This window comes from Corynebacterium suedekumii (assembly GCF_030252185.1).
Classification (GTDB): domain Bacteria; phylum Actinomycetota; class Actinomycetes; order Mycobacteriales; family Mycobacteriaceae; genus Corynebacterium; species Corynebacterium suedekumii.
Genome location: NZ_CP126970.1, coordinates 2,758,224 through 2,773,072, shown reverse-complemented (window position 1 = coordinate 2,773,072; position 14,849 = coordinate 2,758,224). Strand labels below are relative to the sequence as shown.

Sequence of the window (14,849 nt, the reverse complement as noted above, 5' to 3'; positions counted from 1 at the left end):
CTATCTTCTTCCAATAGTCTTACGGCGATTATTCAGTGAACGGAGTATATCCTTTGTTTGAACTGATCCCCGTCCACTCAAGATTACGAACTTTGCTGCGTTCTCCGCGATAGTGGTTATCTCGGCATGGCTCAGGCCGCTAGCGGATCGCACTATAGTCCCCCAATCATTGATAGCTATTTCGAGCGATGCAAGACGGTTCTTTATGATCAAGGGAATTGATTTCGGCCCAGGAGGATCAAATTCTAGGATGGTGTCGAATCTTCTGAACAGGGCGGCGTCGAGGAGTTCCGGATGATTTGTCGCGGCAATGATAATGCTGTCAGATGTATCCTCTTCGAGGAACTGGAGGAACGAGTTCAGGATTCTCCTAACTTCGCCCACATCATTGCTTGCTCCGCGGTTTCCGGCGATCGCATCAACTTCATCAAATAAATATACTCCTTTCATTTGTGGAATCGAGTCGAAGATCATTCGTAGTTTAGTTGCGGATTCTCCGAGATACTTTGTCAAGACCGTGTCTAGTTTGATCGAGAATACGGTCAATCCAAGCTCTGCGGCAATAACGTGAGCGGTCGTTGTCTTTCCTGTTCCCGGAGGTCCAACAAATAGCAGGCGATGGGCCGGCTTAAGACCGTATGTTTCGAGAAGATTTCGCTTCTTCTGCTCGGAGAGTACCTGTCGGAGCTGTAGCTTCAACTGGGAATCGTAGGTAAGGTCACACCATCTCGCGTTCGGGTAACTGACGTCCAAAAGTTGAGCGAGCTCGCTTTTCGGGCGCGTCAGGGGAATAACAGATCCCCCGTCAGGTCTGTGCGGTGCTTCTCGCCTGAGTTCGTCTACTAAGTCTCTTAGTTCTTGGGCAAATTTTGACTGCCCCGCCCTCGCCGCTCTGGCTGCGACTTGCATTGCTACCCCGTAGAATTGTGGATCATCGCCTTGTGCGTGGCTTTTGACTAAGGCTTTCATTTGGTCTTTTGTGGCCATGTCTCTATTGCTCCTGCTAACTGGTTGCCGATGTGCGTTCTCGTTTTTTGAGTCTACCTAGTATTCTCACTAGCTCTAGGCATGTAGAACATTGCGGGGCCAGCTGCAATGCTAGTTGGGACTCTTTTTTTGTTTGAATTTCGGAAGGACAGTTTCGTGATTTCGTAGGTGGAGGATCTTCTCTGAGTTTTCGACGACCGAAGTTCTGTCTCGCTACAGGAGTATTTGTTCTTGCTAGTTGTGTGAAGTCGACAGGGGGATTAGAAAGTTCACACTAATTAGTCTGCCCACGAAGATCTTCGGCGATCGAGGCTGAACTGGTAGAGAGATGGCGGTAGCTTCTACACGGTTGAAGTAATTTCAGACCTGGTTTCGATTTTACATTCTACTCATTCCTCCGCATCCGGAATCAGACAGAACGACTCATAGTGATCGTCGCTGTAGAACCACACGTCCGGGTCGGTTTCGGTGCCGCCGCCGACGACGATGCGGCGTTCTCCCCGGTGGTTGAGGCCCGGGGTGTCCACGGTGTAGCTGCGGTAGTAGCTGTTGCGTTCGTCGGGGAGGATGCCTTCGTAGTTGCCGAAGTGTCCGCCGTCTTCGCCGGGGTATTCGTAGGGTCCGCCGGCGAGGATGTCCTCGACGACGGGTTCGGCTTCGCGGGGGAGGGTGTCCACGGAGCACGTCTCGTAGTTACCGTCGGCAGCGGTTCCAGCCGCTCCGCTCGCCTGCGTCGGCGCTCCAGAAGTCTCAGAGCCCCCATCTGCCCCGTCCCCCGACAGATCCACTCCGAGCCACCCGGCGACGGCCACGAGGGCGATGCCACCGGCGACGGCCACCAACGATTTCCCCTTCGGCCCCGAACCGGACCCGCCACCACGACCTGAACCTCGACCTGAACCACGACCTGAACCACCAGACATGGCCCGTATTCTGCCACGCGCCGCCTGGGTTTGACCCTCCCGGTACCCTGTACGCATGGCAAAGGGACGGATTCCGGAGAGTGATATTCAGGCGATCCGTGAGCGCGCCGCCATTGAGGAGATCGTAGGGGAGTACGTTCAGCTCAAGCCGGGTGGTGCTGATTCGCTCAAGGGGCTGAGTCCGTTCAAGGATGAGAAGACGCCGTCGTTCCATGTGCGTCCGAATCGTGGCTATTTCCATTGTTTTTCCACGGGTAAGGGTGGGGATGTGTTCACGTTCCTCATGGAGATGGAGCACATCTCGTTCCCGGAGGCTGTGGAGCAGGTGGCGCAGGAGATCGGGTACACGATCAACTATCAGGGCGGTTCGACGGGTGCGCGCCGGGAGGAGCCGGGGACCCGTAAGCGGTTGATTGACGCGAACAAGGCGGCGCATCTGTTCTACCGGGAGCAGTTGGAGACTCCGCAGGCGCAGACGGCACGTGAGTTCCTGCTGGACCGGGGGTTCTCGCAGGAGCACATCTACACCTTCGAGTGCGGGTATGCGCCGGAGGGCTGGGACACGATGACGAAGCATCTGCTGCGGAAGGGTTTTGAGTTCAAGGAGCTGGAGGCTGCGGGGCTGTCCACGATGGGGCGTCGTGGCCCGATCGATCGTTTCCATCGTCGTCTGTTGTGGCCGATCAAGGACTTGTCGGGGAATGTCATCGGTTTCGGTGCGCGCAAGTTGTTCGACGATGACAAGTTGGGCAAGTACATGAACACCCCGGACACGATGCTCTATCACAAGTCCAAGGTGCTGTTCGGTCTGGATCTGGCGAAGAAGAATATCGCGGCGTCGCATCAGGCGGTGGTGGTGGAGGGCTACACGGATGTCATGGCGATGTACGCGGCGGGGGTGACCACGGCTGTCGCTGCCTGTGGCACGGCGTTCGGTGCGGAGCACCTGCAGATCCTGCGTCGCCTCATGCTCGATGACAATTACTTCCGCGGCGAGCTGATCTACACCTTCGACGGTGATGAGGCCGGCCAGAAGGCGGCGATGCGGGCGTTCGAGGGGGATCAGAAATTCACCGGCCAGTCGTTTGTGGCTGTCGCGCCGGAGGGCATGGATCCGTGTGATCTCCGCCTGGAGAAGGGTGAGGCGGCGGTGCGGGATCTGGTCGCGGACCGGATGCCGATGTTCCAGTTCGTCATCGAGGCGATGCTGCGGGAGCACAATCTCGACACGGTGGAGGGGCGACTGCAGGCTTTGCGACGCACCGTCCCCGTCGTCGCCGGCATCAAGGATCCGGTCCTGCAGGCGGAGTACGCCCGTCAGCTCGCCGGCTGGGTCGGCTGGGCCAACACCGATGAGGTGCTGCAGCAGGTCCGTGCGGAGGCGCGTAAGCCCAAGGCGGAGCCGAAGCAGCGCCGTGCCACCCGCTTCGACTCCGATCAGTCCGCCCCGGTCCAGCAGACCCCGGCGGTCCCCATGCCGGAGCCGCGTGATCCGCGCCTGTGGCCGGAGCGTGAGTCGCTCAAGCTGGCGCTGCAGTACCCGGAGCTCGCCGGCTCCTACTTCGATGGCATCAGCGCGGACGCGTTCACCCATCCCGCCTACCGGATGATCAAGGACGCCATGGCCACCCGCGGCGGGACGACCACCGCCCATACGGGTGTGGACTGGATCGCCACCGTTGCCGGGGAGATGACCGATCTGGGGGGTCGTAACCTCGTCTCCGAGCTCGCCGTGGAGGACGTCCCGGTCGAGGCGAAGGGCCTGCCGGACTACACCGATTCGGTGCTCTCCCGCCTGCAGGAGGCGGAGGTGGGTAACCAGATCGCCCAGCTCAAGGGGCAGTTGCAGCGGATGCGACCCTCAGATGATGAGCAGACCTACAACACCCTGTTCGCGGACCTCGTGGCGCTCGAACAGGCGCGCCGGGAGCTCAATGATCGCGCCTTCCGGGGGCGAGTTCCGGAGTAATGGTCTGAACTCTGCGCCCGACTCAGTACAGTAAGTATGGAATAAGCTGCCAAGGGTCCGTGGAGGGGATGATTTCTAGTTATGAAGATCCTTGTCCTCTCTCAGTATTGGCATCCTGAGAACGGTGTCCCACAGCGCCGCTGGACCTGGTTGGCCAAGATTCTTGTCGACGCCGGCCATGACGTCACCGTCATCGCCCCGCCCCCGCACTACCAGCGCAAGATGGGTGTGCGCACCTGGCTGCAGGAGCGCAAGTTCTCCTCGGCAGTGGAGAACAACACCGGCCCCGCCGGTGAGCACATCGTCCGCTCGGGTTTCCTCCCGGCCGGCTCCTCGCTCACGCTGCGCGCCCTCAACCAGGCCACGGTCGCGCTCGGTGCGATCTGGGTGGTGCTCAAGCGCCCGGGCAAACTCTGCGGGTACCAGCCGGACCTCGTGATCGGCACCGTCCCGGCCCTGCCCACGGCGTTCGCCACCCGTTTCGCCGCGGCCCGGTTCAAGGCTCCGTACATCATCGATCTTCGTGACGCCTGGCCCGACCTGCTCGAGGAATTCAGCAACTGGAACAAGGGTACGGGGCGCAAGTCCCTCCGTGAACGTGTCCTGTCCAGGGGGCCGATGCAGCTCATCAGCGCACTCACCCGCACCGTGGTCAACGGTGCCTTGAAGAACGCCGCCGGCATCTCGGTCACCTCCAGCAAGCTGGCCCAGGATCTGGCCGCTCGCCCGGAGATCATGACCGACGGCCACACCCCGCCGATCGAGACCATCCGCAACGTGTTCCCTCCGGAGACCTGCTACGTCAAGGACGAGGGCCCCCGCCCGGAGGGGGAGCGCCTCAACGTCCTCTACGCCGGCACGTTCGGCCGCGCCCAGAACCTGGAGAACGCCATCAAGGCGGCGGAACTGGCCCGCGCGCAGGGCGTGGACATCGAGCTGCGTTTCGTCGGCGCGGGTGTCACCCGCGATGCCCTCACCGAGACCGCCGAGCACCGCGCGGTCGAGGTGAGCTTCGAGAGCCGCCAGCCCGCTGAGGATCTCGCCCCCTTCTACGACTGGGCCGACACCGCCCTGGTGCATCTCACCGACTGGGAGGCGCTCGACCGGGCCGTGCCGTCGAAGACTTATGAGCTCATGGCCGCCCGTGTCCACATCTCCGGCGTGGTCAGCGGTGAGGCCGCCGACATCATCCGCGACCGCGGTGCGGGTGACATCGTCACCCCGGAGAATCCGCAGCAGCTTGCCGATCTCTGGGTCCACCTCGCCTGCCACCGCCAGCGCCTGGCCATCAACGGCGACGGCGCCACCTGGGTCGAGGACGAGCGCAGCACCACCGCCCCTGAGCGCCTGCTCCGCCTCATCGACAAGGCCACGCAGTGATCAATCCGCTGTTTCTCCTGCGCCTTGGCACCCTCCTCACGTCCGCGACGGTCAACCTCGTCGCCAGCGATCCGCGCGGCTTCGCCGGCAAACTCGCCGAACGCATCCGCCTCGCCGGCGGCCCGGTCTCCCGCATCCCCACCGCACCACTGCGCGCCCTTGCGACGGGGCAGAACACGCAGGTCCGTTCGCTTATCGACGCCGGCCATCTCACCCGCGGCATCCACCTCACCGTGGAACAGGGGAAGCGCGCGAGCGCCAGCGACCGCCACCTGGCTCAGCGCACCAGAGAACGCCTCGAGCAGCTCACGTCCCCGGTCCCCTCGGTGACGGACCCGAACCGCTCAGGCGAGCTCCGGGTCCTCCATGTCCTCACCAACAGTGAGCCGTTCACCAACTCCGGCTACACCGTCCGCTCCCAGCATGTGCTCACCTGCCAGCAGGAGCAGGGGATCACGGTTCGTGCCGTTACCCGCCTGGGCTACCCGGTCCTGGTGGGCAAGCTGCCCATCTCACCGGAGCAGAAGGTCGACGGCATCACTTACCGCCGCCTCCTGCCGTGGTTCTATCCGGCAGGGTTGCATGAGCGCACCGAACTGGCGGTAAAAATGCTCGTCCAGGAGGCCCGGGACTTCCGCGCGACGATCCTGCACACCACCACGGACTACACCAACGCCATTGTGGTGGCCGAGGCAGCTAAGCAGCTCAACATTCCCTGGGTCTACGAGGTTCGTGGTGAACTCGAGTCGACGTGGCTGTCCCGCAAGCCAGCGGAAGAACAGGCTGCGGCTGAGTCTTCAGAGTTCTACCGGCTGGCGCGAGCCAAGGAGACCGCATGTATGAAGGCAGCCAACGCCGTCGTGGCATTGAGTGAGGTGTCCAAGCAGCAGCTGATCGAGCGGGGAGTGCCGGAGGACAAGATCACTGTTGTCCCCAATGCCGTCGACGAGTCAGAGATAGGCAGAGAGTATGACCGGACGGAGATCCGGCGAGAACTGGGTCTTGATGAGACAAAGAAGTACGTGGGCTCAGTGACCGCGGTTGTCGACTACGAAGGCCTCGACACCCTCATCCGCTCCCTGGAGTATTTACCGGAGGACTATGTGGTGCTCATCGTCGGAGATGGTGCCGCACGACCGGAACTGGAAGCGTTGGCGAAGACGCTTGGCCTGGATGAGCGCGTCATCTTTGCCGGTCGGCAGCCGAGTGCCGGCATCTGGCGCTGGTATGCCGCGCTAGACGTGTTCGCGTTGCCCCGTCGGGACACGAAAGTCACCCGGACGGTCACGCCGATCAAGCCACTGTCTGCGATGGCACTTGATGTGCCGGTCGTGGCCAGCGACCTGCCAGCACTCCGCGAGGTGACGGGGGAGCGCGCCACCTATGTTCCCGCGGGGGATGCCCAGGCAATCGCCTCGGCAATCGAGAAGACGAAGAATGCCCGCCAGAAAGGACCCGAATGGACGAGGCAGCGCGGGTGGCGAGGGAACAGTGAGCGTTACCAGGCGATGTACGACCGCCTGGGTACCAGCTAGTCCTGATCCGGCTCCAGCACCTGTGAACCGTCGGCCTGGCGAACGTTCTTGACCTCACGCATGCGGGGCTGCGGGTCGAGCTTATTGGCCACGGCCTTGCGGGTGGCGCTGACGGCGGACTTAGTCACCGGGGAGTTGACGGCGGCGGTGTAGCCCTTCTTGATCTGCTCGAATCGTCGGCGGCCTGCCTTGGTGCCGAGGACGTAGCCTGCTGCGGCTCCGATGACGAACTGGATCATGAGGGGTTTAACTCCTTGAGATGCGGTGGACGGAACAACGGGAACCAGCCTACCTGGACACCCCGGGGTTGACGGGACGGTTCGGGTGGTTGATGGCTGCGGCGGCGCGGACGAGGCCCAGGTGGGAGAACGCCTGCGGGTAATTACCGGCCAAGCGGTGGTGCTCGGTGGAGTATTCCTCGGAGAGCAGGCCGAGGTCGGAGGAGACGGCGAGGACGCGGTCCATCTTCTCGCGGGCGTCGTCCAGTCGGTCGGAGTGGGCGTACTGTTCGATGAGCCAGAAGGAGCAGAGGAGGAAGGGGTACTCGGAGCCTTCGAGGCCATCCGACCCGGTGCCGGTGGGGTAGCGGTGAAGGAATCCGGCGTCATCGACGAGGGTGTCCTCGATGCGGGAGACGGTGGAGAGCATCTTGGGGTCGCTGTATTCGATGAAACCGATCTGGGCGAGCTGCAGCAGGGAGGCGTCGACGTCCTCACCGCCGTAGGTCTGGGTGAAGGACTGGAGTTCGTCGTTCCATCCCTGGGACATGATCTCGTCCCGGAGCGTGGCCCGGAGTTCACGCCAGCGGTCGACGGGTCCGTCGAACCCGTGCTGTTCCACGGCCTTGACGCCGCGGTCGAAGGCCGCCCACATCATGGCGCGGCCGTGGGTGAAGTGCTGTGGTTCGGAGCGCATCTCCCAGATACCGTGGTCGGGGACGTGGAACTGGGCTTCCTGGAACTCGAGGATGGACTTCTGCATGTCCCAGGAGAACTCGTCTTCGTGGACGCCGGCCTCGCGGAGGGTTTCCAGCGCGATCATTACTTCGCCGACAACGTCGGCCTGGTACTGCTCGGAGGCGCCGTTGCCGATGCGTACCGGCCCGGAGTTCTCGTAGCCGGGCAGGTGCTCGAGTTCGAATTCGGGGAGGTGGCGTTCGCCGCGAATGCCGTACATGATGCGCAGTTCGGAGGAGTCGCCGGCGATGGCGCGCAGGAGCCAGTTGCGCCACTCGTCCGCCCGGTCGGAGAAACCGGATTCAACGAGGGCCTCGATGGTGAGTGCGGAGTCGCGGAGCCACACGTAGCGGTAGTCCCAGTTGCGGGAGCCACCGAACTCCTCGGGCAGGGAGGTGGTGGGGGCGGCGACGATGCCGCCGGTGAGGGAGTCGGTCAATGCCCGGAGGACCAGCAGGGAGCGGATGACCTCCTCTTCGTACTCACCGGAGAAGTCGCAGTCGGCGGCCCAGTTCTCCCAGAAGTTCTGGGTGTGCTGCAGGGCAAAGGAGTAGTCGGGCCACGGGTTGATGTCGCGGTAGGACGGATGCCAGGTGAGCACCCACTCGAGGGACTGACCCTGGGACAGGGTGTACTCGCCGATGTGGGCGCCGGAGTCGTCGTCGAAACCCATCTGGGGACCACGGACGTGGACGGAATCGGGGCCGGCGACGGCGCGCACCTCACCGAGGTTGTGTTCCTCGTCGAGGACGGAGTAGCGGAAGAACGGGGTGGCCTGGCCGTAGTCGAAACGCAGCCGGAGGACCGAGCGGACGTCGACCTGCCCTTCAGTGCACACCACCATGCGCATGAGGTCGGTGCAGTCCAGCAGTCCCTCCTCCTCGACGATGGGCATGAACTCGGTGACCACGGCCGTCCCGGTGTCGGTGCGCCAGGTGGTCTCCAGGACGAAGGTATTTCCCTGGTAACGACGGCTGACCACTGCGCCACCGGGGAGGTCGATGAGCCAGTGACCGTGTTCCTCGGTTCCCAGCAGGGAGGTGAATACGGCCTGGGAGTCAAAACGGGGCAGACACAGCCAGTCGATGCTGCCGCCCTCCGAGACCAGGGCGCCCGTGCGGGTGTCGGACAGCAGGGCGTACTTCTCGATCGGCGTGGAGGTCATGTCCACCAAGTCTATGTCTCACCCGCTCGTCATGCCTGTCAGGGCCGCGGGCGTACCGTGGCGGGCGTGACCTCTCCCGTGACGTTTATCATCCTCGGCGGCGCCGGCGACCTCGCGCGTCGTCTTCTCATTCCTGGTATCGGCGAATACCTCGCGCAGCACGGCGACGCGGCTGTCCGTCTCGTGGCGGTGGGGCAGGAGGACGTCCCGGATTATCCGGGCATCGTTCACGAATCCATGAAGAAGGCGGGTCTTCCGGAGGAGCTTTTCCGCGATGCCTCCTACCGCACCGCCGACGCTACCAGCGCCGCAGACCTGCGGAACGTCCTGGACGGCATCCCAACGGATGGACGCGCCATCATCTACTTCGCCCTCCCACCCGCAGTGACCGAGAAGTCAGTGGCGGCACTCAAGGACGTCACCCTGCCCGGGAATGTGGTGCTCGCGCTGGAGAAGCCCTTCGGTGATGACGCGGCCGGGGCTGACGCGTTGGACACACAGCTACTGACGGCCACCGATGAAGATCATGTCTTCCGCGTGGATCACTTCATCTGCGAATCGGCGGTGAGCAATTTGGTCAACCTCGTTGCGGCAAATGCTCCGTTCGCCGCCAGTTGGAGTGGCCGCCACATCGAATTGGTGGACATCACCTTTGACGAGACCCTGGCGCTGGAGGGGAGGGCCGAGTTCTACGACAACAATGGCGCGACCCGGGACATGATTCAATCCCATCTCCTGCAGGTGATGGCACACGTCCTCGCTGTCGGCGGGTCGTCCGGCCCGGGGGATATCCTCGATGCAACCGCGGTGATTCCGGGCACTGCGCGCCGGGCTCGGTATACGGCCGGGACCATTGACAGCCGTCAGCTTCCCTCGTATGTGGACGAGGAAGGCGTCGACCCGGACCGGGGCAGGGAGACCCTCGTGCAACTGGACCTGAAGGTAGACACCGAGCAATGGAAGGGTGTCCGGGTGCGCCTTCGTTCCGGCAAGGCCGTCGGCGATCCGCAGCAGGCAATCGCCGTCACCTATCGGATCCCAGAAGGCGCTGAGGAGGTTACCCCTGCTCGGCTGGTATTGCCGTTTACCGATGACATCTTCCTCGAGCTCAATGTCCCCGATCACGGCTACCGTGACAACCTACAGCGGGTGACGCTTCACTCCGACCTGGTTCCTTCGAGACTGTCGCCCTATGGCCGGGTCGTTCGGGCGCTCATCGATGACGACCACCGAGTCGAAGTTCCTGTCGGCGCGCCCCAGCGCTCGTGGGAGATCCTGCAGCCGGTGCTCGATGCGTTCACTGCCGGTGAGATCCCCATGGAGGAGTATCCGGCGGGATCCTGCGGACCTGCGGCCTGGTGAAAAAGCATAAAGAATCAGTAACGTTTCCCCTGCTTCGCCTAGAGCAGTGAATTATTTTGCGACAAGTCCGTCTCAATGGGCTAATTTCAGAAGCGAAACGGTATCCTGCTCGGCGAAGTAACGGAGGCGTCCATGGCGAGCGAACACTCAGCACGTCATCGGTTGTCCATGAGCGCCTCGGCCACCCTCGCCTTCACCGCGCTGGTGTACGCCACCGTGGTAGATGGGGGAGCGGCGGCAGCTTCTGAAGGCGGAGCTGAGACAGTGACGACTCCGGCGACAGTCGACAGTCACTAACCTGCAGGTTTGCGGTTCCTCCACTTAGTACGGACGAATTCGTGTCAAACTTTCGGTTGATGTTAGTCTGACGCCATGACGAGCACGAAGGCCCCACGCTCCACCGGAAGAGGAAAGAAGAAGCGGCACAAGGGAATCTCGCCGTGGGTGCCTAACCAGCACGGTGCGTGGGCGATGCTCGTCAGCCCGGCCGTGCTCGGTCTTGTCTCGGGGCTCGTGACCTGGAATCGCGAGGCTGAAGCCGGCTGGACCCCCGCGGTGGTCTTTCCTGCGGTGCTGGTGGCCTGGTTCTTCGGTTACTTCGCGTTCTTTGCGTTCGGGCTGGCTGCGAAAGCCCGGAATCCCCGTCGGCGGGCTCACTATCTGACGCCGGTGTACGTGTACGGGACGGTGGCGCTGGCCGGCATTGCTGTAGCTCTCTTGCTGCAGCCGCCACTGATATGGTGGGCCGCTCCGTTTGCCCCGCTCGTGGCTGTCGCTGTGTGGGAGACCATCCAGGGGCGGAGTCGCTCCACATTGTCTGGAGTGTCTACCACCATCGCCTCGGCACTTCTTTTCCCCGCTCTGACCATGGTGGGGCAGGGGGAGTCTGTCTCCACGCCGCTCGGTGTCCCAGATATGGCTTGGACTTCCGGGTTATTCCTGGCGATCTACTTTTCCGGGACGATCCCATTTGTGAAGTCGATGATCCGGGAGAAGGGTAATTGGCGATATCTTGCTGGGTCCATTGCCTATCATGTGGCGGCGGTGATCCTGGTCCTAGTTGGGACAGCGTTCTCAAGTGTTGGTTGGCTTGCTGGATGTGTGATGGCTCTGACGATGACTCTCGCGTTGGCTCGTGCGGTACTTATTCCCCACTCAGCTAGCCGAGGAGAGGTCTGGTCGGCACGACGCGTCGGCGTAGCAGAGGTGCCGATCTTGCTGGCAGCATGCGTTGCCGTCTTGCTCGCCGTATAACGGCCACACCGGATTGGGGGCAGTCAAAGCGGATTAAAGATGTGAACCTCTCCTGTGCGGGGTAGCCTGAGACGCTAATAGATTCCTGGCCTTATACCCCCTTTTCTTAGGAGATCCTGTGTCCCTGCCCAAGATCATGACTGTCTACGGCACACGCCCTGAAGCCATCAAGGTGGCCCCCGTCATCGCTGAACTACAGCGAGACTCGCGTTTTGAGTCCGTCGCAGTCTCTACGGGTCAGCACCGAGAGATGCTCGACCAGGTCAACCAGATGTTCGGCATCACACCGAAATACGACCTCGGACTGATGAAGCCGGGGCAGACACTCAACGAGATCGTTTCCCGTGCCCTCACCGGACTCGATGAAATCATCGAACGGGAGCATCCCGACGTCATCATCTCCCAGGGTGACACCTCGACCGCAATGACAGCTGCGCTGGCAGGGTTCCATCGCGGTGTGAAAATCGTCCATCTTGAGGCCGGCCTTCGAACCGGCAACATCTTCTCACCTTTCCCTGAAGAGGCGAACCGCCGCGTCATCGGGCAGGTGACCTCCCTTCACCTTGCCCCCACCAGCGGGTCCTTGGAGAACCTCCGTCGCGAGAATTTCCGTTCCAAGGACATTGTGGTCACCGGCAACACCGTGATCGATTCGCTCCTCAAGGCCACGACGTGGGACATTCAGTTTGAGGACGAGCGACTCGCCGCCATGGCTGATACTGACCAGCGGCTCGTTCTGGTGACCACTCACCGCCGTGAGAATCTCGATGATATGACCGAGATCGGTTCCGCCATCCAGGAACTGGCGGAAAAGTACCCGAACACGATCTTCGCACTTCCGCTGCACCTCAACCCCCTGGTTCGAAATGCTGTCCTGCCGAAGGTTGATCAGTTGAACAACGTCATCATTACAAACCCGCTGCCTTATGATCAGTTCACTAAACTGATGAACCGAGCATCAGTAGTGGTAACTGACTCGGGCGGGGTTCAGGAGGAAGCGCCGGCGTTGGGTAAGCCGGTACTCGTAATGCGAGAGAATACAGAGCGACCCGAAGCTGTAGCTGCAGGCACTGTCAAGTTGGTCGGCACGGACCGCCAACGTATTGTTAGTGAGACATCTCTACTGCTTGATGTTCCGGCGGCATATGATGCGATGGCGAATGCAGTGAACCCATACGGGGACGGTCGAGCCGCGCATCGGTCGGTGGCGGCCATCGCGGACCTCACCGGTGTCGGCGAGCGCGTGCCAGACTTTGCACCGTTGGTAGAAGGTGAACACAAGCAGGAGTTCGCGGTGGGGCAACCCGTGGAGAGAAGTCGCTCGGATCTTGTCTCTCCGTAGGTAAGAGTTGATGAACCAAAATCGATACTCGCAAGATCAAACATTTGGTTAGCGGGAGATCGAATGCGGGTTCGTAAACCGAGAGAAGAACCCAACCATAATTTGGGTGAAAAGCAAACAAGTAGTACCAATATAGAAGTCATCACGAGCTACTTCAGGTTAGAGAGTTTCCTTAGAAGTTGGATAACTTCATAACTCCTAAAGGAAAGAGGTGCAACGCCGAAAGGATGCTGAATCGCGCTTGGTATTGAACTTCCCGTACACTGCAATCTTTGACAACGTTGCATACCATGATCTTCGGGTTTTCCTAGCGCTGAACTCAGTGAAGTTTATTGAATCTGGCTTATCCTTGATGGAAAAGTGGATAGCGTTGCGCCACTGCTATCAACTCGTTCACCTCCAGCAAGGAAAGTTTGTCGGTCTGGCAAGTGTCTGAAATGTGTTTCCGTGAACCAAGGAAGATGCGGTAAGGTCCATAGCATGGAAAAGCGTGCAATAAACGTAAATGGTCCAGTGGTAGAGTACTCGTCTGTCGTTGAGTTCCTTTCTCGAAACTTTACGCCGACTGGTCTCATTTCGATTGACCAGGGGCTCCCCTTGCACCTCCACTGGACCGATGCTGGGGCGGATACAACTTTGGTAATGTTCTCAGGCGCCACGTCCACGCGTATTCCAACTGTTCCGGCATTCGAGGGCTTCGCAACAACCCGCGACCTATCCGCTAACGTACTTCTAGTATCGGATCCCTCAATCATTCTAGATAGGAAGATGACTATCGGATGGTATGCGGGTCACAATCGAGCCCCCGACTTCCAGCAGGAACTACAAGAGATTGTGGCCTCTCTGGCCGAAGGCACGAGAGTCGTGTTCTTTGGTACATCTGGGGGCGGATTCCCTGCGCTAGAGCAAGCTAGTCGTGTTTCGGGTTCGACAGCGCTAGTGGTGAATCCATTGACGCACGTCAATTATGAAAGACGGGAAGCTGTCGATCTCTATCTGAAAAATGCATGGAATATGGAGAATCCCGAAGACCCTGATGAAGTTCCTTTTGTCAACAGCGTTATTCCGATCTACGAAAAGCCCGTGGATGCATCCGTTCTGTGCATACATAATATTAACGATACGAGGCATCTAAAGCACTATTGGAACCCTTTCGTTAAGGTAGCCCACCCATCTAATCAAATCTGCACAATAAAGCCGGATCTGGGTCCGGGACATGTAGGGCCAGACAAAAAGACCATGGTGGAACTTTTCAGAATGGTTACCGTAATGCCCGAGTTCGGAAATTTAGTGGATTGCGTAACCGCGATGCCGATCACCAGGGAGGTGTAAAGGAAAAGGGCGCGGATGGAAGTAACAGTCGTTCACGTTGCGACACGCGAAAGGGTCGACCAAGCTATTGCTGCGAGTCGAACTTTATCAAGCTCCTTCGGTTACACAATGCGTTCCCAGCAGAAGAGGCCCGGCATGATCTAGGCGGATCTTCGCGACATGGAGCGCGTAGGGATCGCACTATCTGGATCGGGTGTTCCAACATGTAGGGGCCTTTGCCAGTAGCAGGTCAGAGTTGGGAATTTTACCTTTAACCGAACGTGCACCCCTCCCTGCGACCCATCCGACTACCCGTCCAGCCGGCGTGGTTTATGGGCTCTTCGCGTTTCGGAGTGCGTAGCTGACCATGGGGTGGGGTTCGGGGTGGCACGACATATAGGGGTCCTGGCCGGTACAAGATGAGTGTGTGTGATCAACTCTTTGTGGGCCGGTTGAGCAACATCTCCCGGCCATCTCAGCGGCTGGTTTCCTGCCAAAAGAGCACGGGAAACCGGCCACCCCACCGCACACCCGCCTTCCACCCGTCGGCGGCGGTTGCCGGTGTGTTTATCCCCGAAGACACGATCACACTCACCCCAGGTGGCCGGGCCCACGCCCCATCCACGGCTGTGACCTAAAGCCAATGGTCACAGGCCCCGCCACCG

General features: G+C 60.7%; 11 protein-coding genes. 7 read left to right on the top strand and 4 right to left on the bottom strand.

Translation table 11 applies throughout. The features are described from left to right. Both QP029_RS13810 and QP029_RS13805 read right to left on the bottom strand, forming a co-directional pair. Positions 1–987 carry an AAA family ATPase gene (locus QP029_RS13810; RefSeq protein ID WP_284874813.1) on the bottom strand — a complete coding sequence of 329 codons (987 nt, stop codon included), beginning with the start codon at positions 985–987 and terminating at the stop codon, positions 1–3. 389 nt (positions 988–1,376) lie between these two features. After that, positions 1,377–1,826: a guanyl-specific ribonuclease gene (locus QP029_RS13805; RefSeq protein ID WP_284874812.1), complete on the bottom strand. Its 450-nt coding sequence runs from the start codon at positions 1,824–1,826 to the stop codon at positions 1,377–1,379. 139 nt (positions 1,827–1,965) lie between these two features. On the opposite strand from QP029_RS13805, the gene dnaG reads away from it, so the two are divergent. From dnaG to QP029_RS13790, 3 genes are all read left to right on the top strand, one after another. Continuing rightward, positions 1,966–3,879, top strand: a complete 1,914-nt coding sequence (dnaG, locus tag QP029_RS13800) for a DNA primase (RefSeq protein WP_284874811.1) — start codon at positions 1,966–1,968, stop codon at positions 3,877–3,879. Between the two features lie 150 nt (positions 3,880–4,029). Then, entirely contained in the window at positions 4,030–5,259 is a 1,230-nt protein-coding gene (locus tag QP029_RS13795; protein WP_284874810.1) for a glycosyltransferase family 4 protein, read from the top strand. Beyond that, positions 5,256–6,794 (top strand): glycosyltransferase, encoded by a 1,539-nt coding sequence (locus QP029_RS13790; RefSeq protein WP_284874809.1) that lies wholly within the window; start codon positions 5,256–5,258, stop codon positions 6,792–6,794. The genes QP029_RS13795 and QP029_RS13790 overlap by 4 nt, the downstream gene beginning before the upstream one ends. Here QP029_RS13790 and QP029_RS13785 read toward each other — a convergent pair. Both QP029_RS13785 and QP029_RS13780 read right to left on the bottom strand, forming a co-directional pair. Beyond that, entirely contained in the window at positions 6,791–7,033 is a 243-nt protein-coding gene (locus tag QP029_RS13785) for a hypothetical protein (RefSeq protein WP_284874808.1), read from the bottom strand. The genes QP029_RS13790 and QP029_RS13785 overlap by 4 nt on opposite strands. Positions 7,034–7,082: 49 nt before the next feature. Next, positions 7,083–8,915 carry a glycoside hydrolase family 15 protein gene (locus tag QP029_RS13780; RefSeq protein ID WP_284874807.1) on the bottom strand — a complete coding sequence of 611 codons (1,833 nt, stop codon included), beginning with the start codon at positions 8,913–8,915 and terminating at the stop codon, positions 7,083–7,085. Between the two features lie 66 nt (positions 8,916–8,981). Between QP029_RS13780 and QP029_RS13775 the strand changes: the two genes are divergently transcribed. From QP029_RS13775 to QP029_RS13760, 4 genes are all read left to right on the top strand, one after another. Then, on the top strand, positions 8,982–10,277 hold the full coding sequence (locus QP029_RS13775) for a glucose-6-phosphate dehydrogenase (RefSeq protein ID WP_284874806.1): 1,296 nt from the start codon (positions 8,982–8,984) through the stop codon (positions 10,275–10,277). 372 nt (positions 10,278–10,649) lie between these two features. After that, a complete protein-coding gene (locus QP029_RS13770; RefSeq protein WP_284874805.1) occupies positions 10,650–11,531 on the top strand; it encodes a YwiC-like family protein in 882 nt (293 codons plus the stop codon). A 118-nt stretch (positions 11,532–11,649) separates the two neighbouring features. After that, on the top strand, positions 11,650–12,873 hold the full coding sequence (wecB, locus tag QP029_RS13765) for a non-hydrolyzing UDP-N-acetylglucosamine 2-epimerase (RefSeq protein ID WP_284874804.1): 1,224 nt from the start codon (positions 11,650–11,652) through the stop codon (positions 12,871–12,873). Between the two features lie 480 nt (positions 12,874–13,353). Next, entirely contained in the window at positions 13,354–14,205 is an 852-nt protein-coding gene (locus QP029_RS13760) for a hypothetical protein (RefSeq protein ID WP_284874803.1), read from the top strand. Positions 14,206–14,849: the final 644 nt, after the last annotated feature.